We start from the raw sequence: 24,038 nt of genomic DNA, 5'->3' as shown, positions 1-24,038 counted from the left end.
CTCCTCCTGCCACCCTCACTCACCGAAAGAGTTCAAACTACGCCAAAATCTAAATAAACGCGATCGCATCTTACTAGTATCTTATTAACAATGCAGATTACCCAAAGTCTCCATACAGCGATTCTTGTGACTGACTTAGAACGCTCTGAACATTTTTATGGCAAAGTATTGGGATTATCCAAAATAGATCGTTCCCTAAACTACCCTGGTGCATGGTATCAAGTCGGTGACTATCAAATTCACCTGATAGTTGCAACCACTGTCCCTACAGAAAACCCAAACGAAAAATGGGGACGTAATCCCCACGTCGCCTTCACAGTAGCTGACTTAGACGCCGCCAAACAAGAATTCCTCAATCAAAATTATCCCATTCAAGCTAGCGCCTCCGGTCGCGCTGCCCTGTTCACTCAAGATCCTGATGGGAATGTTATCGAGTTGAGTCAGCAGTGAGGGGAAGTAGGGGGAGCAGAGGTGCAGGGGAGCAGGGGAGAATTAGTAGTAGTAAGTCTTTCTCCTCTGCCCCTCTGCCCCTCTGCCCCTCTGCCCCTTGTGCCCAATGCCCCACTTCTATTCTGGTAATTTATATTGCCCAACAATACGTTTGGCAAACTCTGGAACGTGTGCCTCTAATTTCTCTGGATGATTGCGCTTTACATACAAATAATTCCGAGTAAAGTGAGAATCAATGGAAAATCGCGCATATTCTAAACCCTTGGGGCCGATTTTTTCGATTACCACACCCATCAATTTTGCTGCCCACATCGGCAGAGTAACGCCTTTATCGTAAGCGGGAATACTTTGTTGTACGGCTTCTTTTCGGTTGCCTTTAGACGTTACTGGTTGGGTGTCTAACTGGTCTTTCACCAAATCCAGCATTTCCTTACCAGTGTCATTTCTAACTACAATCCATTGCCAACCGAAGGGTGCGCCCATGTAGCCAACAACTAAGTCGGCTAGGGAGTTGACGTAATCAAAGCAACTCATACAGGATGGGGCAAAGACATCTTTGAGTTGGTTAGTCTTCAAGCCAAAGAAAGGCACTGTTTCTGATGAGCCATCTTCATGTTTGAAATGAACCCGGAAGTCTTGCATGAATTCGTAATGCACAACTGTATCAGGCGATCTGCTGGTGGTTTCTAAGAATTTTTGCAATCCGGCGCGGTTAACGTTGTCTACGCAGGGCGTACCTAAAACATACAGCTTTTCTAAACCAAGTTGTTTTTCTACGGCTCGTAATGCCTGGATTTGGCAACCAACACCAATTACCAACAGCCGTTTCATTCCCGATTTTTCCACCTGTTCTAATATGGAAAGGTTCGGAGAAAGTGTTGGTTTATTTACCCGTGCTGCTAGTATTTCTTCTGGGGTACGGGCGATGACTGGCATGGGTTGAAAGCGGTCTTCTTTGGTGTTTTGCACGCAGACGACACCTTCAACTAAGCCGCGATTGAGCATTTCAATGGCAATGCTGCTCACAATACCCGTCCATTGTGCGCCTTCGATAGGTTGTTGTTTCTTCGCAGCTATCATGTCTTGATGAACGCCAAAGTAGAGTTCATCGGGGTTTTCAAGATGGCGCGATCGCGTGTGTGTTTCTTGTTCAAGTTCGCCTATTTGCTGATTAATAAAAGCGCAAGCTTCCTTGACATAGTGAATATAGTATGTATCGCATAGCCCACACTCGCTACAGAGTTCTTTCGCAGGGCGGCGGCTGGTAGGTTTTAAGGCTCTGGCTTTTTTGTGAGGAGAAACTGAGGTCATATAAACTTTTTGTTTTATCCAGGAATCGCTTTTATTACAATACCTTTACTCGCTATGAACTTGACGATAGAGGATGAACAAGACATTGTAATATTTTGAAACGCAGAGGGACGCAAAGTAAACGCAAAGTAACGCAGAGTTTTGCTTAATTTATTTTGTTACGAATTAATTATTGTATAGAACTTGATTTTTGATACACAGATAAAAGCAGGCATTCCCAAACTAGCCGTGGTTGAGCGTAAGAAAGCAAGTGTTTCCGAGATTGTTCTAGCTCGTTAATAATACTAGGTTGATGCCACTGCTGCCAGTAGAATTGCTGAAGATAATCAACTAACCACAGTTGTGCTTCTGTATCTAAATCCTTATCAATTTTTTTGGCTAACTCTAAGGCGTTACGGTAAGATTTGGGCGCTTTTTTCAAGTCTTCGAGTAACTCATCAGGAATAACTTGTAATTGCTCATAAGATGCGATCGCACTTCCAGCACTACCAGCTGCTATGTTTAATACTGCCTGATTTTGCAAAATTTCCTGATGGTCTGTTTGTGTGAGTACAACAGCCAAAGACTGTGCATTTAAGCGATAAAAAGGAATGCGTTGACAGCGTGATACCAAAGTCGGCAACACAGACTCAGGTGTAGGTGCAATTAAAATTAATGTCGCCTGTCCCGGTTCTTCCAAGGTTTTAAGTAAAGCATTGGCTGCGGCTTCTGCCATTGTTTGGGCTTCTTCCAGCACTACCACATTTCTCGGCGCTTCCAAGGGCGGACGACCTAAAAACTCGGTAATTCCCCGAATTTGCTCTAGTCGAATTACAGGCGATGCTTTAAGCTTCAGTCCTTTTTCGGCTGCTTCTGCTGCTGTTAATCGTTGTCCCTGGTATTGGTACGTTGGTTCCACCCACAATAAAGCTGGATGGTTGCCTTGACGCAAACGGTTTTGTAAAGACGCAGTGACTCCCATCCCATTAGAAAATAGCAATTCTACAAAGCATCTGGCTGCTAAACTCCTGCCTACACCATCTGGCCCCACAAATAAGTAGGCTGGAGGAACCCGGTTTTGTCTGACAGCCTGAGTGAGTAATTCTATAGCTTGCTGTTGTCCGATAACAGCTGCAAATGGATCGTTAGTCATTATACGACAGAGTTATCTAACCTGTTTTTCGTCGGAGCAATTGCCGGGTATCCGAGTGTACCAGGTGTGATTGGGAATGGATGTTGTAGAACTGCTAACAGGGAAATCGGTATGGCATAAAGCTGAAATACCTCAACCTTTGGTGGCAGTTGGTTGATGAGTGCTGAGTACGATTTTTTTGTACTCAGCACTGTTTGGTTAAATTAGCAATCAAACCTTAGATGTGAGAAATCTGGATATTTCCGCGTGTGCCAACACAGCACCAGGTTCGCGCTGGAGAGCGTTGTAATACTTTCTCTCGAAGGTATTACCCGTCTCTAACGGTACAATGAGTGTACGGACATCAGCAATCAATTTTTGGAAATCGTCCAGCAATATCGGTTCATCTGCTTGGAGCATTTCATCAACTTGCACAACCATCTCAGAAATGCGATGTAGCCAAGCAAATTGTTCGTGAGCGATGACTAGCTGAAGAAGTTCTCCACTTGATACTCGTCCACTAATCTGTTCGTAGGCAATGCGTTCTGTCTCCAGCAACATCTTGTGAAGGTGGAGTAATTTATTTCGTAAATCGCGCAGATATTGATGCTGACGTATTCTTTCTGTAAGTGTGTTAGAAGTCAATGTTACTTATCCTCTCGTTACAATGGTCTTCAATGGCTTAAATAATTTCTAAGCATTGAGAATTGGGCATTGGGATGGAATTGGGAAAGAGCTGACAGGTAACAGGTGATAGGGAATTAATCTGTACCCTGTAACCTTTAACCTATTCCTTTGTTCTTCCCCATGCCTTGGTGAATGGAGTTTTTTATCTATTTGGTTTCCTTGCTAAGAAGCATTATAATGAGCATATCTTTTTATAACCGTTATGTCTTATATTTGATTAATCATATATTAACATAAAATTATAAGAAGTACACAGTGTAAAACCGAGCGAGAAAATATCAATTATGGGAAAACCATCTTCATGTCGCTAGCAAATGTAATTTTAGGTCTTCTTCAGCAGCAAGAAATGACGGGCTACGACCTCAAAACGAGCTGCTTCGATCAATGCGTTGCCCATTTATGGCCAGCAGATCAGGCACAAATTTACAGAACTCTCGATAAGCTAGTTGAGCAAGGCTGGATTACCTGTAACATTGAGATTCAACACGATCGCCCCAACCGCAAAGTTTACAGTGTGACGGAACAAGGGAAAGCGGAATTTAGGCGATGGCTAGGGATTCATCAGCCCTTACCGACTATCAGAGAACCTTTACTCGTCCAGTTGCATTTTGCAGATCAGTTGTCGAATGAAACCATCATTCACCTACTGGAGCAACAATTAACGGCTCGAAGCAAAAAGCTGGCTGAATGTGAAACCATCGATTTGCCATCACTCGGTGATGAATCTGCCAACCGCGAGCAGGTGATGCAAAGGTTGGTGCTGGAGTTGGTAATCCGAAGAGAAGAAACTTATATTGATTGGTTGAAGACAGCTATCGAAGTTGTCAGTCGCCAAGAGTCATATCCATTTACCAAGAAAGAATTCAGGAGTCAGGAGGTAACAGAGCGACTTGCCTTAAGCGAAGTCGAAAGGAGTCGAAGTGAGCCAGAATTCAAAATTGAATTTTGAACCAAAGAGCAGATGAATCATGGATTATTTGTAGGTTTAGTAACTTTAGATTTGATTTACCTTGCTGACTCTGCCCCTAAGAATAATCAGAAGATTGTCGCTACTGACTATACTGTAGCGGCAGGCGGCCCAGCAACAAACGCGGCTGTAACATTCAATTATTTAGGAAATCAGGCTACAGTCTTAGGTGTAGTAGGTTCTCACCCAATGACGCAGCTCATTCGAGATGACTTGGCAAATTACAAAGTTGCGATCGCAGACCTTGAGCCTAGCACTGATTTAGTACCGCCTGTATCTTCGATTATTGTCACTCAAACCACAGGTGAACGCGCTGTGGTTTCGATCAATGCTGTCAAAACTCAAGCTAGTAGCGCATCTATCCCGCCAGATATTTTGCAGAATGTCGATATAGTACTGATTGATGGACATCAGATGGCGGTTGGTGATTCCATAGCTCAAATGGCTAAAGCCAATAATATCCCAGTAGCGATCGATGGTGGTAGTTGGAAGCCGGGATTTGAGCAAATTCTACCGTTTGTGGATTATGCTATCTGTTCAGCTAATTTTTATCCCCCCAACTGCCAAACTGGAGAAGACGTTTTTAGCTATCTCAGTGGATTTGACATTCCTCACATCGCCATTACCCACGGACAAGAACCAATTGAATACTTGAGTGGCGCTAAAACTGGTATCGTAGATGTGCCGCAGATTCAAGCGGTTGATACGTTAGGGGCTGGAGATATTTTTCACGGTGCTTTCTGCAATTACATTTTAACGGAAAGCTTTACTGATGCACTGACACTGGCAGCGAATATTGCTGCTGATTCCTGTAAATTTTTTGGTACTCGACGCTGGATGAATTTAAGATAATTCGTAATTCGTAATTCGTAATTCGTAATTAGTTAAACTAAGTATCGCTGTGCGCCCCTAATCACGTTATACATATTTTTAGATAGGCCAAATTAATGAAAGATTTACAAGAAATATTAGCGATCGCTCGTGAGGTAGGTTGGGGCGCAGCAGAGATACTGCGATCGTATTACGACGGCACTGCAAAAGACCCTAACTTAGAAATTCAATATAAGCAGAATGAGCCTGTCACTGTTGCGGATGTAGCTGTGAGTCAATACATTTTGCAGAGGTTACAAGCAACTTTGGGTAACGAAGATTTTGCTTACATCAGCGAAGAAACTTATCAATCGTCAAGTAGTGGTAAAAAAGCTTCTGCCCCTTGGGTATGGATAATAGACCCTTTGGATGGTACACGAGATTTTATCGAAAAAACTGGCGACTATGCAGTTCACATTGCTTTAGTCAAAGAAACACGCCCAGTGTTGGCAGTGGTGGCAGTACCAGAGGCTCAAAAGTTATATTACGCTACCAAAGGCGGGGGTACATTTGTAGAAACCTGTGACGGATCTGTTCCTTTACAAGTATCATCGGGTAAACGAATTGAAGATTTAACCTTAGTCGTTAGTCGCTCTCACCGCAACCAACGCTTAGATCATCTGCTACAAAACTTACCCTGTCAAAATCAGAAATCTGTGGGTAGTGTTGGCTGTAAGATTGCCACCATTGTCGAGCAACAGGCAGATATCTACATTTCCCTTTCCGGCAAGTCTGCGCCCAAAGACTGGGATATCGCTGCTCCAGAATTGATTTTAACAGAAGCCGGTGGTCAGTTTACTCACTTCGACGGCACTGCGTTGCAGTATAACACTGGTGATATCAATCAATGGGGAGGTTTGCTAGCTAGTAATGGTGAATATCACGAAGTACTATGTAAGAAAGCAGAAGATATCTTAGCGCAGTTTGACCATAGCTAACGTACTTGAGGATAAATATTTTTTAATTTAGATTAATTTGCTTTTAAGACTGTCGATCGTGGTATGATTAATCCGATTACCGATAATAATCTTTAGCTCTTAGTCCACAACTTAATTTTGAAAACACTAAATATCTGGGCGATCGCGAGTTAATTACGATTTCCGATTAAAAGTGTAACTTTATATAGTACAACCAAAAAAAGCCAGTCTTTAGAAAGTCTGCAAACCGTCTTTAAAGGTTTGATTTGTGAATAAAATTCACTATCAGGCAATATTCAAAGGCTGAATGCTGTGCTACACTCATGGACATAAAGATTATTTTCGGTTGAGTAACTCGTTTTGATTTCTAAAAACCGTCTCTCCGAATTTAACTCTCTACACTCCCTGAATTCGGAGATTTCTATGTCAATTTACGTCGGAAACCTGTCCTATCAGGTTACAGAAGATGACCTAAAGCAGGCTTTTGCAGAATACGGAACAGTAAATCGTGTTCAACTTCCCACAGATCGGGAAACAGGCCGGCCGCGTGGGTTCGCTTTTGTGGAAATGGAATCAGACACACAAGAACAAGCTGCCATTGATGCACTTGATGGTGCTGAGTGGATGGGACGTGATTTGAAAGTGAACAAAGCTAAACCTCGTGAGGAAAGAAGTAACTCCTCTCGCGGTAGCTGGGGTGGCGGTAATAATGCCCGCCGCAACAATAATCGCTACTAAGTCAATTCCTGAAAATTTCACATTTAGAGTCTCCAGCAGATAAAGCCAAAGGCTCGATTCTGCTGGAATATTTTATTTGGTATCTAGCCTTGAACTATTCATCCACATTAAGGAGGAATGAGAATGACACAAGTAGTTTTAGGGGAGAATGAAGGTATTGAATCAGCCTTGAGAAGATTTAAACGGGAAGTTTCTAAAGCAGGAATTTTCCAAGATATGAGAAAAAAGCGTCACTTTGAGACGCCGATAGAAAAAGAGAAGCGTAAAGAAATTGCTAGGCACAAACAACGTCGTCAACAACGTTCTCGCTTCAATTAAAAGTCCAAGCAAATTTGCCCTTCGATTTGACATCTAGCCAGCATCTCTTCATTCATTGTTGCCATAGCACTGGCAAGCCACAAGTAATTAGCGTACATCAATAATTGAACCGTATTCTTCCATAGATAACATTTGTTCCACCCTGGCAAGAGATACAATCACAATCTCTCGGTTAAGCATAGGGTGGGACTTTCATCTTTGGAAAGTAAATTGCACATCGCGTGCGATCGCAAGCAAATAGCGAATAATGACTACCTAGCATTTCTCCAAGTTACGGTTATACTGCTATCATTGCTGGCTCTACTGGTCAGCTAAATTTACTGAGTATTATTTTATTCAGTTTAATAATGGTAGCAAATTAGTACAGATTAAATTGAGATATCTTTTAGCTGGAATGTTTTAAGGTATTTTATTGTTTTTTTTCTTTCAGCAGTAGATATATTAATTACAACAGGCTAGGAATAATATCCAGTCCGGGTAATTCCAGTTTAACTAAGCGATCGCGCGGACATGATATAAGGTATGGGAACATCAGGGAGAAACCAATCCCCAATAACTAATATTTGAGGAGATTTAATGTGTCTAGTCGTAAATTATCATTAGTACTGAAAATAATAATTGTTATATTGGTTACTAGTGCTAGTAGTTTAGGTATCAGCTTGCTTTTAACCACAAGCGGATTTGAGCATTTGTTGGGAATTCTCAAGCCAAAAAGCGAGAGTGCTAAAGCTAGTCATAACAAGCTGATGAGTGCAGATGCAGAGAATATAAGTCCAGTCACAGAACAGATGAATGAAGTGCCAAAGGCATTTCAGGGAACAATCGTTTATCAAGGGAAACTAAAAGCGAATGAGAAAGTTATTGCCCTAACTTTTGATGATGGCCCCGGCCCCAAAAATACGGCACAGATTTTAGAAATCTTGAAGAAAAATGATGTCAAAGCGACATTCTTCATGATTGGGCAAATGGTCAAATATTTTCCTCAAGTTGCCAAGCAAGTGGCTGCTGATGGTCACATAATTGGTAATCACACATGGCATCATTCGTATCGCAAGATGGACTTAGCTACTGCGGCTAGTGAAATCGATCGTACAGCAGAGATCATCTACAAGACTACCGGAGAGAAAACTACTCTATTTCGTCCTCCTGGCGGTTTTCTGAATAATGGACTAGCCGAATATGCCAGAAGCAAGAAGTACGCTGTCATGATGTGGTCAGAACAATCGGGAGATGCTGAACGCCGTTCGCCTCCAGTTACGGGGCTGGTCAAAAATGTGCTGAAATATGCAAAACCCGGTGCAATTGTACTGTTGCACGATGGGGGCGGCAACCGTTCTAAATCTGTCAAGGCTTTACCAGAAATGATCGCAGGTTTAAAAGCCGAAGGCTATAGATTTGTGACAATTCCCCAACTACTGGAAATACAAGCCCAAGAAGAAAGTGTGGAGACAGCAGTATCACCTGTAGTAACAAATCAAGAACATTCAAACCAACAACTTAATCATCAGTGATATCCCAATACGGTTCAGTTAAGGTTTTTTGATGAAAATTATTGCTCGTCAAAGACGCGATAAATCGCCGTCTCTACAAAGGACTGATTATTGTAGAGACGGCGATTCATCGCGTCTCTTGCCTGCGATTCATCGCGTCTCTTGCCTTAACCAAACAGTATTGAGTGATATCCTGTCCCGGTAATTAGTTAGTTTATTGGCCAGCAATGCGATTGTGCCGACTAAACAATGCGCCAATGCACCAATCTAAAATCGAGTTTCATACTCAACTTGAAGTTGATTGTCATCCCCCACATCAGTTGAGCCTCGCATCAGAATTTCGTCATTGACTCGATAGAGGACATTGAAACGGAAAGAGTCATCGCTAGAAAGAGCGCGTGATAAAGAGGCAGAGAAATTTTTATTAATATCAAACACACCTTCCGCTGATAAATTAAGAATTGAAGCTCTTGATGCTTTTGATTCTTCATTATCAATAGTTGGAGTCGGAAATATCCGAAATTCACTGAAACCAACAGCCTGTCCGATCGCAGTGATAGTTCCTTGTAAACTACCTAAAATGGTAGAACTAGCGAAATTAGTCAGCCCTTGGCCTGCATCTGCTTGACCGAAAGAACCCAGAATTGATCCACCCAACAGCGCAACTATTTCTCCCTTACTACGGCTAGGTTCGCTCGTCAGTTCTAGATTGTCACCCAATTTACTAGCTGGCCCGTTCACCCTAGCTTGAACGTTAACGCTACGTAAAGTCCCAAAGTTGTTTACAGAAACATCGCTGACTTCAGAAGACAATGGTGATTCCAAAGTTTGAGTATTCCTTGCTGATGCTTCCGGTACAATTGCGGTCAGTCGGACATCCAAAGTCGGGTCAAGTCCTTGACTTGGAGTAAACCGCGCAGTTTGTTCATAGCCCCGCGCCAAGGTAAACTCAGTGGAAAATAAGCTCAGTCGTCCTCCTGTCAAACGGATAACTCCTTCAGGAAGTGGTTTGGCTAATGTACCATTGATAGTCAAGCCGCCTGTTGCGTCAAACCTCAATAGGGGCTGACTTAATGCCGCTCCTCCTGGTACAAAGCTGAGTAGGGACTGAGTTGTAACCCGAATATCTTTGCCTAAAATCAACTTTAAATCTGCAAACTCTACAGGTAAATTAGGTGGAGTTGCGGCGCTAGTGCTTGCGTCTGCTGTCGCCACTGGGTTAGTGCTTCCGTCCACTGTAGCTACTGGGTTAGCGTTATTCTCTGCTGTCGGTGTGACATTAGGGTTAACCTGTTGTCTATCTAAATTTATGACTTTAGTATTAGCCTCTGCTGTAGCTGCTGATTTTTTAGCAGTAGTAGGCGAGTTGCCAATAATTACCTGACCATCACTCAGTTGAATCTCTCCACCAATTACAGGTTTTAACGCTGTGCCGCGAATCACGACATCGCCGCCAACACCACCTTCATACAGTCCTGCAAGCTTAAAATTGAGTTTGTCTGCTATTGATATTGTCAGGGGATTCGCTGCGGTTTGTTGAGCATCAAAAATTGGCAAGATACCTGATGCAGTTACTTGCCCTTGATTGTAATTACCTTGGATATTTTCAACGCTTACCGTAGTACCATTAAATAGCGCTGTTCCTGTGACATTCGTTAAAGGTTCAGATAAAGCTTCAGCGCTAAAGGTTGCATTATTAAGTGTGGCGTTGCCATTGATAATTGGTTCGTTTAAAGTACCTCGAACATTTAAATCGACTTTTCCTTGACCATCTACCCAAGCTACTTGATTGTTGGTCAACAGATTTAACAGTGCCAATCCTTCATTTTGCACATTGGCGTCGATGTTGATTTGATTGCTATCAGGTTGCACTTTGGCAAAAGGTAACGGTGCAGGTACGCTACCTGTAATTGCAACTGGCTGCGTTCCTGTCACGAGTAAGGTACTATCAAAATTCAAGCGAGCTTTGTTGTAATCAAAGTTCACTAGTCCTGTTTGTACAGGTTGTTTGTTAAGAGTCGCATTCGCTAACGCCACTTGCCCTTGAACTCTGGGGTCTTGCAAACTACCTCCCAAGGTGGCATCAGCATTTACATTACCAGTGATATCTACGGGGTATTTTTCGATAAAAGGTTCTAAAAGTGATAAAGGTAGACTGGCTACATTCAACTTTCCAGATACTTGCTCAGTTCCTAACTGTCCCGAAAAGGCCACTAGTCCTCGATCAATCCCCACACTCAAGGGCGAAAGTGTGACGATACCATCAGCAAAAGTGCCTTGAGCAACAACTTGATTGATGGAATAATTACCCCATTGCCAATTAGCACCTTGAAAATTAAAGCCGACATTCAACCCAGACTTTAATGAGCCATTGGCTGTAATTGCTCCGTTTAAAGCACCTGTTAATTCTGCAAGGCTGGGTAAAGATGGGGTTTGTTTGGTTTGAGCTTGCTGTTCTTTAGCGATCGCTGCTGTAATATTTGAGAAATATGCTAACTGTGTTTTCAAATCTGCATCGGGCAAACTGATAGATTCAGTTGGAAGTGCTTCTGCTCCAGCTAACGTTGGAGGCTGCAACCCAGTACTAAGGTCTTGAAAGTCGAAGATATTAAACGCTTGTAAAAGTCTCTGGATTTTGGCTTCGGCAAAATTAGCTTGGAATTGAAATTGCGGGTCATTCCCTGCTTGCACATTACCACTGAGAGCGATGTTGGTATCGCCAATCCGCAATTGACCATTAGCCAAGCTAGCAGTACCATCGGCATAATTGATGCTGCCGCGAAATTCATCTGCTGCAACTCTGGCAACACGAGGCCCTGCGATCGCCACATCTCCCGCAATGGCATAATTATTTAGATTGACAACTAAATTACCCGATAATTGCCCGCCCAGTGGTTTCAATTGATTGTTAGGTAAAAAGCCGCCAACAAGAGCGATGGGAAACTGCTGGGCGTTGATTATCAAGTTATCTCCCTCAGTTCTACCCGTAGTAACTGCCTCATCGCGTTTAACTAAAAATGAAGTGGGACGATAATCTGCACCTAAGTTAAGCGCAATCCGATCTTGTTTCCCAGCTAGTCGCAGACTTCCTCCTTGTCCCCCTTGAAAATTCACATTTCCGGTTAAAAGTGGGTCAAACGCCAAGTTACTCACATTGAAATTCCGCAGCCGGATATTGCCATTAGCTTGCGGTACATCTGGAGTTCCTGTAACTTTCCCATTAAAATCAAGTCGCCCTGCTATTGCTACGTCCCCAGGAACTTTAAAGCCAGTATTTTGTAGGTTGAAATTTTGCGCCAGTACATTTAAATCAAATCCGGCAATTTGGGGTGCGCCAGTTGGGGGAGACTGAATAGCGATCGCACCATTAGCACTAAATCCTGCGGTACTTGCGTTTTCAACTATAATCTGCTGTCCATTCCACTGAAATTGTGCAGTCAGTGGTTTTGCCAGTTGCGCGACTCCTTGGGGAAGGCTGATTTGTCCGGCGGCGCGAATATCCGCAAGCTGGAAAGATTGGGTTGTGCCAGCTAGCTGAATATTGCTATTCAGCCGTCCTCGCAGTTGTGGTGAGAAACGGCTGAGTTGAATTTGAGAAGTTTTGACAGATCCTTGCCAGCGTTGTTGTGCAAGTTGACCTGTGGCTCTGATTGTCCCGCCTGCGACGTTCACAACCGCATCGGGAAAGACGATATTCTCTCCTTGTTTGGTAACAACAACTCGTCCACTAGTGGGATAGGTGGCACTAGGCGCTTGCACCCGTGCTACTGTTTGCAGATTGCTCAAAGTACCAGAAATATCGGCATTTGCCGAGACATTCCCAATGGTAATCGAGGGTGAAGAATTGTAGGCTTTAGCGATCGCATCTCCTGGTATATTTTTTGCTTGCACATTCAACGCTACTCTACCTTGAGGTGCAAGCTGAACTCGTCCGCTAGCTGTGACTTGCCCTCCCACCTCTGGATTTGCTTGAACGCGAGAAACGTTGACGTTTAACGGTGTACCCAGAGAACCACTAATTTTAGCGTTCGCAGATATACCACCAACATTAATTGGAGTTGAAATACCGTAACCTTGAGCGATCGCATTTCCTGGGATACCTTGAGCTTGAATATCTACGCCTACCTGACCTTGGGGAGCGAGTTGAATTTGACCATTAGCTGTGATTTGCCCTCCGGCTGGCGGCGTTATCTGAACATTAGAAACATCAAGTTTTAAAGGCTGTTTGCGAAGTGAGCCAGAAATTTGAGCTTTTGCTGAAACATTCCCCACCGCGATCGGTAGAGTAACGCCATAGCTGCGTGCTAGTATATCTCCTGATATCCCATCAGCTTGAGCATTAAATATTACCTCATCTTTGGCTCCCAGATTAGCTTGACCGCCGCCGATAATTTGACCGCCAGCTACGGGGACTATTTTTAGATTGGAGACAGTAAGTTGAGATGCAGTTTGAGATGCATTCAAGCGGAAATCAGTGTTGATGGTTTTAAATTGAACGCGATCGACTTGAATCGGTTTGGTGTTACTTACCGTACCGCTGACGACTGGTTGCTCAAGTGCGCCTAGTATTTTAATATTTGCTTGAATTTCGCCACTTGCTGGGACTGACGAATTTACTTTCAGGGTATCTAAGATATTTTTCGCAGTAACAGGTTTTATCTGAGCAGAAACATTAAAACCTGTTTGAGTATTAATTGTTCCATTTGCCAGAATGGGAACTTTGCCAAAGTTCGTACTCAGATTATCTAAAGTAACTGTCTGACCCTGAAATAGAAATTTCCCATTAAAATTAGAAACCGGCTGAGGAATATTTTGAATTTTAGCGGTGATTTGATTAGCTGTAGCTGTTCCCGTAATTGCGATGTCTGATAGTTTGGGTGGAATCTGCACCCCTAAATCAGCATTTAAATATCCTGCTTGCAGAGCGATCGGTAACTGAATTAATCTAGCGATCTCAGATACTTGTAAATTTTGTGCTGAAAGTTGGAGGTTAGTTTGTTGAGCTTTTAGTTGGGTTTCGCCAACAATTTTAACAGCCCCTCCCCTGGTGAGTTGAGTATTGAAGTCATAACCGATCCTTTGATTTCGATCGAAAAATCTGGCAATACCACCAACTCGATCTAATATGACTGAGCCTTTGGGTTTAGTCGGTGCAGTGAATGGCATCAACTCTATATTGCCATCTTGAATTTGAAGTGACTGCAACTCAGTTTGAATAAAGCCTTGTCCCTCCCCAGCCTTAACTTGGGCTGTCACCCAACGACCATCTTTATCCTGTTGAACGTAGACATTGGGTTGAACTAAGGTGACATTTAATGCTAGTTTTCGGCTCAGAATAAGTTGCAACGGCGAGAACTGCACATCTAAGGCTTTTGCTACCACTTGGTCTGCATCGGTGGCAGTTGCTGGTATTGATAAAGAGCTAAATCTTAGACTAGAAAGCGAAAAACGTTCAACGTTCCCAACTTTGACTGGACGCCCCAGTAATTGCTCAAGATTTTGCTGTACTAACGGCGCTAAATCTTTGTATACATAGCTTCTAGCCCACCAAGCACCAACTATAATTCCGACTAGTAAAACCCCACCCAGAGCCAAACTGGTACGTCCTAAAAGCAGGAGCCACAGACGACGATTAGATGGTTCCTGATTGTTTTTTGATTTTGGCGATCGCGTCATCATTGTTACTAGTACCAGTAATTTTTCTGGAGTGAGGCTAGAGACAAATTAATTAATTGTATCAGCAAGTTACAATTTATGGTTTCACAATATCAGGACTTACGCAAGAACTTTGTGGCAAGCTGCTTGTATTTTCGAGGAGAGGCTGCGCCAATAAGACGCATTTGTGGTGCGTCTATGTTATTTCATGATTTTGTCTAATTCCTGAATTTATTTCGATTAATAATTTTTCACCAGACGTTAGTTTTGTTCGTTTTGAGATTTGGAAACTTTGCTGGTATTAAGAAAATTATTTAGAATATTATGTGCATCTTCAAAAGAATTGGTATAAATATTATCTTTCAGAAAGCCAGCAATATTTTATTAAATGACTTTATAATCCCTTCTGTATATACGACTATGGTTATAAACTTTAACTTTCCATAATCTAACTTAGTATAGATGACAATGGTGATTTAGCCTCCTATTAGTTAGAAGGGGAAATGTATATACGAACACACTGACAAAATATCTATGAATAAAGCTTAGGTTTATGCAAAGTTATCAAATAATTTTATCCAGGAATTCATCAAGTTAAATTTGATACTCAGGCTGTGCTATTAGACATCAACATGCCGGAAATATATCGAGAATAACTACATAATCTTGAATAGCAACACATTACTAACAATATTCGCTACTTTGTAGAGAAGTAGCGAATCTGAGCTTTTCGATTGCTGTTTTGCAAACCTAATCAATCATTATCAGATGGATCGTCAATCATTTCTGGTACTAAAGCTGGGTTACTTCTACGTTCTTCTGGTGATTGCTCTCGAATAACATCATCTATTCTCGCAGGATGTTTGATTTTGTCCAATACCTCTGCACTTAATTGTGATGGATCGCCTTCTGGATTAGACTTTTCAGCTTGACTAGGAACTGTTTCCTTATTCATAACTATTTCCCTAAACCCTAAACTTATATGCCAAGCTTAAGTTCTTCTATGGTGGGGTACACACTATCTTGGGACTTAAATTCAGATAACGGTGGGTGAGAAAGGCGATCGCTTAACGAAACTGAATAAAGGCGTCAGTCGCCAGAAATCAGAATGAATTTTGAACGAAAGAGTTGATAGGGCAGCGTCTTTGGCTTTGCTCCTAAATTCTGACTTCTGAATTCTTCTTCAAGAATTGGGATTTTTGGCTAACCCAGAAAGCAATGTCATGAAAACTTGACATTTTGCCTATTACTAAACACGTAGAGTGCCCTTATTGTCATGTTTTCATGACAATGAGATCCCAGAAGGGCTGATAAATTCGTGAAACAGCCAAAAAACCTACTTCTGACCCCTTGATCCCTAGATATGCTTAGTGGTTAATATAGACTTAACAAATAGAAATCCTCCGATCCCAAAGAAATGCTGATTTTGGCATCATAAGGAATTGAAAGGATGTTGGCTCAATTTAAAAACAGATTAAAAAACTTAAAAACTGGGCAAAACCAGGAGTCAGGAATAAGAAATTCATCTGGAATGGATGAGATTTTACATAGCATTCTTTAACCAGGGGAAATCATTTACCGCTTAAACTACTGGAGGCCAAATAAATGGCAAAAGAACGCCCGCCACTAGAGGAGATGACCTTACGCCAACTACGCAAAGTTGCTAGCGAATATAGCATCTCTCGCTATAGCCGAATGCGTAAATCACAACTGCTGACATCAATACAAGAAGTCCAGCGTAGCAAAAACTTACTCAGTCCATCTCGTTCATTGGAGGCACAAGAAACCGTGGAAGCTGCAAAGTTTGAATTAGGTCAGGAAGATCGTACTGGTGGATCTTTAGCTGATGTTGATGAAGGACTCGCAGATTTGCCCTCTGGCTATGGTGAAAGCCGGATTGTACTCTTACCGCGCGATCCTCAATGGGCTTACACTTACTGGGATGTTGCCAATGAACACAAAGAGGAACTGCGTCGGCAAGGCGGACAACAACTGGCACTACGGATTTATGATGTCACCGACATCGATATCGAATACCAAAGCCCACATAGCATTCAAGAATATCCCGCTGATGAACTAGCTAGAGAATGGTATCTACCAGTTCCAGTTAGCGATCGCGATTATACGATCGATATCGGCTATCGTGCTGCTGATGGTCGCTGGTTAGTACTAGCTCGTTCTAGTAGAGTACACATTCCTCCCGTCTATCCTTCTGACTGGATTGAGGATGTCTTCATCACTGTAAATTTTGAAGAAGATTTACGTGGTCAGACACAGTACGAACTAGTTCCTCCTGCCAAGAAGATTGCAACTACCGCTAATGGTAATGCTGTTGTGAATGGCAACGGCAACCCCATCTACGACGAAATATTTGGTTTAGCAGAATCTGCCGAAGCACAACGGGTTGCTGGTTCTATCTTTGGCTCCCAACAAGGTGCAGCGCGTCCTGAACAAGTCATTAGCTCCTACATTTTCCCATCGGGTGTGGGTCTGTGGGCAACTCCTACCGTATCTGGCTTAACCGCTTCCGGTGCAGGAATGTCAGGTGTTGGCTTCTCGGCTTCTGCCGTACCAGTGCGTCCGCGCCAGTTCTGGTTAATTGCCGATGCTGAGTTGATAGTCTACGGTGCAACCGAACCCGATGCTACTGTAACCATTGGTGGCCGTCCAATTAAGCTAAATCCAGATGGAACATTCCGCTTCCAGATGTCCTTCCAGGATGGTTTAATTGACTACCCAATTTTGGCTGTAGCTGCTGATGGCGAGCAAACCCGATCGATTCAGATGAAATTTAATCGTGAGACACCATCTCGGAATACTAACACCAAAGAAGAAGCTGTCTTAGAATGGTTCTCTTAAATTTTGGCTCTGAGATTGACTCCAGACTGAAATTTTAAATTATTCCCCGCTATAGTAATTCTGTAGCGGTTTTTTTTGTATTATTATGTCTACAAAAAGATTATTTTTATTATTTATCTTGATAATCAGTGCAAGCTTATTATCAGGTTGTCAAAAGATTGAAGCAAATTTAGTCCCAAAAGCGTCTAAAAGTTGCCCTGGCAAAGATGCCAAGTTCAGTATTAATTTTTTTAAAGCCAATAATCAAGGTAAAAAAAATCCTAAAGGTATTAACAATGTAATTATTTTTAATCCCAAATCAGCAGAATTAGATTTCAAAGTTAATGTTGGTCTATCTCATAAACTTTACGCCAAAGATAGTAGAGGGAAACTGCGTAAAGAATATGTAGCAAAACAGTTTCATGAACTGATCGCTGATGAGAATGCCAAGTTAAACGGACAGCTACCTATTGCCGCAATTAATGCCGACTATATAGATACTGATGATAAACCCCAAGGCTTAAATATTTCTCGTGGCGTAGAGTATTCAGGAGCATTTAAAAATAAACGTTCTTCCTTTGGCATATCAGGAGGTACACCTCAGCAGCGACAAGCTACTATTCAAGCTGGCAGAAGAACAAACGATATTCTCAATTACAATTTAGTGGGCGGTAATGGCAGATTCTATCGTCAGGGTAAGTTTAAAGATATTTGTGAAGATTTGGGAGAATTTGCTTGTAAAAATGCAACTAATCGCTCTCTAGCAGCTATTACGAATCAAGGCTATGTAATCTTATTAGTTAATGACTTGAAAGCTAATTCCGAGATTGAATTATCTCAACTTAATCAAGAGTTATTGCCAGATATGTTTGATAATGTTTTGGAAGGCATTGCTAGCAATAACTGTTTAGGAAAGATTCAAGAAGGGATTTTATTTGATGGAGGTATGTCTCCAGGATTATATTACAACCAGAAAACTTATGTAGAAAACCTTGGGCCAATTGGTTCAGTTTTTTTGATTTACAAAAAATAAAATAGTTATAATTCCCACATTTATTGCACCCCTCCCCGATGCTTTGGCGGGGTGGGGTGATTCGGGTTTAATAAGTCATTACCCGCACTTGATATCATTGGTTATTGACCAATAACTAATGACTAATTCACAAGTCAATGCTTATTTACGATTTTGGTATTCATCTTGGTTTTTATTTTTTTTGATGAAAAAAGCGAATTCCTACAAAGATGTCGTAAATAAACTCTAAAAAGTCTTTCTTTTGCAGTAACCCTGAAGTTTGATAACAGCCTTTTTCATCTAACAAAGGCTTCATTAGATAGTATGTAGACTGATATTTATACCAGGGAATACAAGTCCATAAATGATGAATTAAATGGTAGTTCTGACCTAAAATCAGGATGTTAAGAATTGGACTAGGGTATACACGAGCATTTTTCCAGCGATCGCGTTCAACAAAGGGACGATGGGGCAAATAATCAAAAAACAAGCCTAGTATTAATCCCACGATACCAGAAGGTACAACCCAAAAATTGAGAACGTACATTAAAAAATGATATTGAACTGAGATATAAAAAATTGCAACAACAATTAAGCGGCTAATTAACCATTCCCATAGCTCATATTTGCGCCACAGTCGCCGTCGAAAGAAAAACACCTCATGCGACAAGAATCGAAATGCAATCATCCACAGCGGGCCACCTGTAGAAACAAAATGATCTGGATCGTCTTTGGGATGGTTGACATGAGCATGATGCTGCAAATGTACTCGTGTAAACACTGGAAAAACGAACCCTAGCATCAGGGCGCTACCATGCCCTAATATGGCATTAATGACTCGATTGCGGTGAGCAGATTGGTGACAAGCATCATGAATTACTGTTCCAGCACAATGCAAAGCAATAGTGTTAGAAACAAAACACAGCCAGTCTGGCCATTGCCAAAGCCAGTAACCGCAATGAGATGACACCAGTACTGTCACAGATGCTAAAAACAGTAGTAGTGTAGGATTGAAATCACCAGGAGGCGCTAACAATTCCTTTGGTGGAGCTTTCAGCAGTTTTTCTGCTTTTGAAGTTACCGTTCTTACTTCTGTATCTACTACGTCTTTAAAGATGACTTCCAAGTTGTTGCCATTTAGCTTTTTATAGTCATCAACGGCTGGGTTGATGATGATTAGGCTTTTGTCCGGGATGTCAAAAAAATTAGGATCTAAAGAGGTCATAATTTTCCTGGTCTTGATTCGTTGATAAAATGGGTTTGAAATCCCAAACTCAGCCAGCACAGAATAGATTTCTTGCCTCGATTAGAGAGATGAAAAGATTGAAAATTTAGCCAATACTCTTCTCTATTCAAATTAGGTATGGACTGTAAGAGATAGGGAATAGTAAAAATTTTGAATTCCTTGCTACACTACACGCATAAACAAAATATTTGATTTTTGATTTCGAGAGTTGCTCCTGTTACTCATAATGCCAGCAACAACGGCATACATAGATTTTGGTTTGATATCGACATTTATCGATTTGCCCAGTCAATGTTTTTTGCGATGTGCTGAAATTGTGCTTTGTTATTGCTTTTGTGAAAAACAATTTTCAACAATATAAAGAATACAGTTATTTTAACGATCAATGCAAGAGTTTTATCGATATTTGGCGTATAATAAAAATATTTTCGACACAGATATCATACTTCTAACAAAAAAATATATTTTATTTGCTTAAATAAAAATTTCATCCCTTGTTCTGGATGATGCAATAAGTATATATACTAGCGATCGCTTATTCTCTTTCGATTCCATGCAATTGCTGTCTTCTTCTTTTAACCAAAACTCCATCACTGGAGTTTACTGGTAGGCAGAATAGGGAAAGCTTCGCACAAACCATGACACTTCTTCGTGGAGCATACCACTTTCTACTCTGATTCTGAGTTCGAGACCACCAAAAAGATCGAATTTCTATATTTAATAACAAAGATTTTGCTATGCGTCAATTATTACTAGTTTTGTCCAGTATACTAACTCTCAGCAGTTTAAATCCCCTCGCCATGACAATAGCAGGCACAACGCCTGATTTATCTGAGATGCGCTTAGTTCAAAAGCTCAACTGCAATAATCCTCAAACTCAAGCAGCAATTAATGAATGTACGAAGTTGTCTTATCAGAATGCAGATAAAAAACTGAATCAGGTTTATCAACAATTGATATCTTCATTAGAAAGACCTAGAAAACAAAAATTGATTGCTGCCCAACTTGCATGGATAAAGTTTCGAGATACAAATTGTGAGTTTGAAAGAAGCAGATATGAGGGCGGAAGTATTGCCTCTACCATTTATTTTGGTTGTTTGGAAGATACTACAAAACTGCGTACCCAACAATTACAAGAATATCTGAAAACTGACCCTTAAGCTGAAAGCAGGCAAGAAGAAGCTTTTAGAGATTAGACTTGTTGCATGAATTTAAAGCCCTCACCCTAAATCCCTCTCCCACGCTTGGGAGAGGGACTTTGAAATTTGCATTTGTGCAAGAAATCTATTGAGTCAGAGACTTAATGAATGCATTAGCCTGGGAACGAGGAAAGTTTTTAACTACTAGTTGTCACTGGTAACTAGAGTATTTATCTTTTTCTGAGATTAACGCAAACCTAAAATTTCGGAAATCGCCGCTACAATATCTAAATAAAAGTTTCCTTTCACCGCCCGAAATAACTCAAATTTAGAGTCAGGGGCACCAAAAAACGGTCTGAGAAACCATCCTAACTGCATACCAACAAAGGCGTAAAGCAATAACCAGGATCTTAAAATAGTGGTGCGGGTTTTTTTACCAACTTCATCTTGTTGAGAAAGTAACTGCATTCCTTCATACAGGAACTTCACGCCAAATACGCCTGTAATGCCAAAAATGAACACATTCAGCAGTTTAAAAAATTGATAAGAATCGGGTGTAGTTATTAGAAAAAATAGCGTAACGGGTGCCAAGCTAAATAAAAGTACGCTAATGACTGACACAGATGTGAGTAATACAACGAAATGCTGTAAAACACTGCTCCGAGAACCAAACAAAACATTAAAGAAGAATAACGTCGGGAAACAAATAATCAGTGTAATTAAATAGAATACCGGAAGCTTAATAGCACCCGATAATGCCTGGGCCCAACTGTGAGATGCACCAATAATTCCTCCATAAAGGGCAAAGAAAATGGAACTAGATACGAATAGAGAAGTGATTTTATTTTGTAATCTGATTCCCAGACGAATTTCTTCTAAGAATGACTGGCGATCGCGCAGTAAATTAACTAAAACTCCAAATTGTTGAATTCCGCGATTTTGCTTTTTCAGCATATTTCTTTAGTTTGTATATTTTATGGAATTACTAACGACTAATTAACGGAATCCAAAGAGATAGCTAAGAGATTTAATCACGCTTAAATAGAAATTACCTTCTCTTTCGCGGAATAGTTCAAACACAGAACCAGGTGTGCCAAAAAACGGTCTGAGAGTCCATCCTAACTGACTGCCTACGAAGGCGTAAAGAAATAGCCAAAATTGTAAAATTTTCTGGCGGGTTTTACTACCTTCATTATCTTGTTCTAAAACTAAACTTGTGGCTTGGTATAAAGACGAAACACCAATAAATCCAGTGATAGCAAAGATAAAGACGTTTAACAGAATTAGAAATTGGTAATTATTAGTGGTAATTAAGAAAAAGAGTGTGATTGGAGCAAAGCTAAATAAAAGTACGCTCGTGACTGAAACCGCAGTTAATACTAATGCTAAATGCTGGGCAAAAGTCCGCTTTGAACCAAAAATAATGTTAGCAAAGAACAACGTCGGGATACAAATCAAAAGTGTGATTAAATAAAGGGCTGGAAGTTTAATGGCGGAAGATATAGCTTGCATCCAACTATGGTATGCACCAATAATTGCACCATAAGCAGCAATAAATAAGGAACTGCAAACCAAGAGCGAAATGATTTTATTTGGTAATCTCGTACCTTGGCGAATTTCCTCTAGAAATCCTTGGCGATCGCGCAAGAATCCAATCAGCACTGCAAAGTATTTTATTCCTGATGATTTCCGTTCTATCATATTATCCTCACACCGATAAAATTCTAAGTTTAATCTAAGTAATCACCGCCAGAACCATACTTCCAAGCATCAATCAAACGATGCCAATAATATTGTTGTTCATTTGCTTGATTCTTAATCCATGTTTCTAGCATCGGACTTAGCAAAAGCAAGGCAGTGTATACACCTAAATTACTGTAATGTAACATCCAATCTAACAAACTTGCCAAACCTACTTGCGGAATTATCTTGGCAACTATTCCAGGATGATATAAACCAGTTTTTAACAGTGTTTGCGTTAGTGCCGAAAACTGCACTATATCTTGTAAAAATGGTTTTAGCACTGGTGTACCCAACTGTTGCATTTCTTGAAATACTGCTGAGAGTAATTGGTTAATTTGATCTGGGGCAATTTTCTGATTTACACCAACACTCATCGCCCTTTGAAACAACCAGGTGACAGTCAAACTTGGCTGATAAGGTTGCAGCAGTGTTAGCGCTTTTGCAGATAATTGTTCTGTTTCCAGCGCTTCGGAAATGCCATAAGTTAAACGCTTCAGGTGGCGCACCATTGCCCCAAAACCACCAAAACTCAAGGGAGATTGATTACCACTGCTATCTCCTGCTGGTAGAATGCGACTCCAAGGAGTTTTTAGCGGACTTTGGCGATAGGTGGGAAAGAAACCAAATAGTGCCCGTTGAAATTTCAGCTTGCTCAATTCCACTCCCTGATATTCTGGTAAAAGACGCAGATATTCCTCAAATAAAGCTTCTAAACTCAAACGTTGAGGTTCTGCATCCATGTAAGTAAATAAGTAAGTGGTTCTGCCATCCCTAGCTGGGAAAGCTTCCCAGAAGTACTGACATTGATTCTGCAAAGATGTAAATGATAATAATAAATCGCCTGAGTTATTATCTGGAAAACCTTGAGCGCAACTTCCCACCACCAAACACAGCGCGTCTGGTTTTTTGCCTTGGCGTGCTTGTTGGCTGATGGGTGAAAAATGTCCCATCGCATCGATTAATAAGCGAGTTTTGAATTGGTTATTTACCATCACCCCATCGGGATGAACCACTGCTTCGGTAAAGGGTGTGTTTTCTAATAACTTTCCCCCGGCGGCGAGAAATCGGGTTTTCAAAGTAGCAAGTAGATAAACTGGATCTACGCCGATATTCAAGACATCCTCTACCCAAACTTCTGTACCGCCAGCAAAACTTACTCGCGCTGGGTTATATTGAGTGGCGATCGCACTTGCTAATTCTTCCTCAGTCAGCAAGTTTAATTCCACAAATACATCTAATTCTTTGCGAGAAATATTCCACTCTTGTTCCCTCCCCCGCAGAATTCCCCGTTCCAGCAATGCTACCCGCAGTCCCTTCACCGCCAAGGCGCAACCAATTAAAATGCCCAAAGTGCCACCGCAGATAATTACATCGAAGTCGATATCGCCTAAAGACTGTTGACTTTCTTTAACTAGCGTTGGCACTGGTGCGGTGTTTTCTCGCAGAGATGCGAGGATGCGATCGCCTTGGCGCAATCCTCCTAAAACATCGCCGGGTAATTGGGAAAGAATTTCTTCAGTTAAAGACATCGGGTTTAATTCCAGCA

The 24,038-nt window shown here is 41.4% G+C and carries 19 protein-coding genes and 1 pseudogene; 10 read left to right on the top strand and 10 right to left on the bottom strand.

Annotated elements, in window-relative coordinates:
* The first annotated feature begins 90 nt into the window (after positions 1–90).
* Positions 91–450, top strand: coding sequence for a VOC family protein (locus AC1F2U_RS00330; RefSeq protein WP_480259327.1), 360 nt, complete (start codon positions 91–93; stop codon positions 448–450).
* A 117-nt stretch (positions 451–567) separates the two neighbouring features.
* On the opposite strand, the gene AC1F2U_RS00325 is transcribed toward AC1F2U_RS00330, so the two are convergent.
* The 4 genes from AC1F2U_RS00325 to AC1F2U_RS00310 all read right to left on the bottom strand — a co-directional run bounded on the left by AC1F2U_RS00325 (position 568) and on the right by AC1F2U_RS00310 (position 3,517).
* The gene (locus AC1F2U_RS00325) at positions 568–1,761 is read right to left on the bottom strand and encodes a Coenzyme F420 hydrogenase/dehydrogenase, beta subunit C-terminal domain (RefSeq protein WP_480259326.1); all 1,194 of its coding nucleotides are present in this window, start codon (positions 1,759–1,761) and stop codon (positions 568–570) included.
* 169 nt (positions 1,762–1,930) lie between these two features.
* Entirely contained in the window at positions 1,931–2,893 is a 963-nt protein-coding gene (locus tag AC1F2U_RS00320; protein WP_480259325.1) for a DNA polymerase III subunit delta', read from the bottom strand.
* A complete protein-coding gene (locus AC1F2U_RS00315) occupies positions 2,893–3,084 on the bottom strand; it encodes a hypothetical protein (RefSeq protein ID WP_480259640.1) in 192 nt (63 codons plus the stop codon). The genes AC1F2U_RS00320 and AC1F2U_RS00315 overlap by 1 nt, the downstream gene beginning before the upstream one ends.
* A gap of 19 nt (positions 3,085–3,103) precedes the next feature.
* Positions 3,104–3,517 carry a hypothetical protein gene (locus tag AC1F2U_RS00310; protein WP_335009134.1) on the bottom strand — a complete coding sequence of 138 codons (414 nt, stop codon included), beginning with the start codon at positions 3,515–3,517 and terminating at the stop codon, positions 3,104–3,106.
* 343 nt (positions 3,518–3,860) lie between these two features.
* Here AC1F2U_RS00310 and AC1F2U_RS00305 point away from each other — a divergent pair.
* The 6 genes and pseudogenes from AC1F2U_RS00305 to AC1F2U_RS00280 form a co-directional block, all read left to right on the top strand.
* Positions 3,861–4,394: pseudogene (locus AC1F2U_RS00305) on the top strand (PadR family transcriptional regulator); the annotation flags it as partial.
* A 126-nt stretch (positions 4,395–4,520) separates the two neighbouring features.
* Positions 4,521–5,378, top strand: a complete 858-nt coding sequence (locus AC1F2U_RS00300; RefSeq protein WP_480259324.1) for a sugar kinase — start codon at positions 4,521–4,523, stop codon at positions 5,376–5,378.
* A 95-nt stretch (positions 5,379–5,473) separates the two neighbouring features.
* Positions 5,474–6,334 (top strand): 3'(2'),5'-bisphosphate nucleotidase CysQ family protein, encoded by an 861-nt coding sequence (locus tag AC1F2U_RS00295; protein WP_480259323.1) that lies wholly within the window; start codon positions 5,474–5,476, stop codon positions 6,332–6,334.
* A gap of 402 nt (positions 6,335–6,736) precedes the next feature.
* Positions 6,737–7,051, top strand: a complete 315-nt coding sequence (locus tag AC1F2U_RS00290; RefSeq protein ID WP_292779617.1) for an RNA recognition motif domain-containing protein — start codon at positions 6,737–6,739, stop codon at positions 7,049–7,051.
* Positions 7,052–7,174: 123 nt separating this feature from the next.
* Entirely contained in the window at positions 7,175–7,369 is a 195-nt protein-coding gene (rpsU, locus tag AC1F2U_RS00285) for a 30S ribosomal protein S21 (RefSeq protein ID WP_480259322.1), read from the top strand.
* Between the two features lie 578 nt (positions 7,370–7,947).
* The gene (locus tag AC1F2U_RS00280) at positions 7,948–8,880 is read left to right on the top strand and encodes a polysaccharide deacetylase family protein (protein WP_480259321.1); all 933 of its coding nucleotides are present in this window, start codon (positions 7,948–7,950) and stop codon (positions 8,878–8,880) included.
* Positions 8,881–9,126: 246 nt separating this feature from the next.
* Here AC1F2U_RS00280 and AC1F2U_RS00275 read toward each other — a convergent pair whose 3' ends face one another.
* The gene (locus AC1F2U_RS00275; protein ID WP_480259630.1) at positions 9,127–14,535 is read right to left on the bottom strand and encodes a translocation/assembly module TamB domain-containing protein; all 5,409 of its coding nucleotides are present in this window, start codon (positions 14,533–14,535) and stop codon (positions 9,127–9,129) included.
* Between the two features lie 733 nt (positions 14,536–15,268).
* Positions 15,269–15,469 (bottom strand): hypothetical protein, encoded by a 201-nt coding sequence (locus AC1F2U_RS00270; protein WP_480259320.1) that lies wholly within the window; start codon positions 15,467–15,469, stop codon positions 15,269–15,271.
* 650 nt (positions 15,470–16,119) lie between these two features.
* Between AC1F2U_RS00270 and AC1F2U_RS00265 the strand changes: the two genes are divergently transcribed.
* Both AC1F2U_RS00265 and AC1F2U_RS00260 read left to right on the top strand, forming a co-directional pair.
* Positions 16,120–17,373 carry a DUF4912 domain-containing protein gene (locus AC1F2U_RS00265; RefSeq protein WP_480259319.1) on the top strand — a complete coding sequence of 418 codons (1,254 nt, stop codon included), beginning with the start codon at positions 16,120–16,122 and terminating at the stop codon, positions 17,371–17,373.
* 85 nt (positions 17,374–17,458) lie between these two features.
* The gene (locus AC1F2U_RS00260; protein WP_480259318.1) at positions 17,459–18,385 is read left to right on the top strand and encodes a phosphodiester glycosidase family protein; all 927 of its coding nucleotides are present in this window, start codon (positions 17,459–17,461) and stop codon (positions 18,383–18,385) included.
* A 172-nt stretch (positions 18,386–18,557) separates the two neighbouring features.
* Here AC1F2U_RS00260 and crtR read toward each other — a convergent pair whose 3' ends face one another.
* Positions 18,558–19,589: a beta-carotene hydroxylase gene (crtR, locus tag AC1F2U_RS00255; protein WP_480259317.1), complete on the bottom strand. Its 1,032-nt coding sequence runs from the start codon at positions 19,587–19,589 to the stop codon at positions 18,558–18,560.
* Positions 19,590–20,347: 758 nt separating this feature from the next.
* Here crtR and AC1F2U_RS00250 point away from each other — a divergent pair.
* On the top strand, positions 20,348–20,770 hold the full coding sequence (locus tag AC1F2U_RS00250) for a lysozyme inhibitor LprI family protein (RefSeq protein ID WP_480259316.1): 423 nt from the start codon (positions 20,348–20,350) through the stop codon (positions 20,768–20,770).
* 225 nt (positions 20,771–20,995) lie between these two features.
* Here AC1F2U_RS00250 and AC1F2U_RS00245 read toward each other — a convergent pair whose 3' ends face one another.
* The 3 genes from AC1F2U_RS00245 to AC1F2U_RS00235 are packed head-to-tail and all read right to left on the bottom strand — an operon-like array spanning position 20,996 to position 24,021.
* Entirely contained in the window at positions 20,996–21,703 is a 708-nt protein-coding gene (locus AC1F2U_RS00245; protein ID WP_480259315.1) for an actin-binding WH2 domain-containing protein, read from the bottom strand.
* Between the two features lie 42 nt (positions 21,704–21,745).
* The gene (locus AC1F2U_RS00240; protein WP_480259314.1) at positions 21,746–22,450 is read right to left on the bottom strand and encodes an actin-binding WH2 domain-containing protein; all 705 of its coding nucleotides are present in this window, start codon (positions 22,448–22,450) and stop codon (positions 21,746–21,748) included.
* Between the two features lie 29 nt (positions 22,451–22,479).
* Positions 22,480–24,021 (bottom strand): FAD-dependent monooxygenase family protein, encoded by a 1,542-nt coding sequence (locus AC1F2U_RS00235; protein WP_480259313.1) that lies wholly within the window; start codon positions 24,019–24,021, stop codon positions 22,480–22,482.
* Positions 24,022–24,038 lie beyond the last annotated feature (17 nt).

The organism is Nostoc sp. LEGE 12454 (assembly GCF_056620565.1).
Note: the sequence above shows the minus strand (reverse complement) of the source record. Positions and strands in the feature narration are given on the sequence as shown.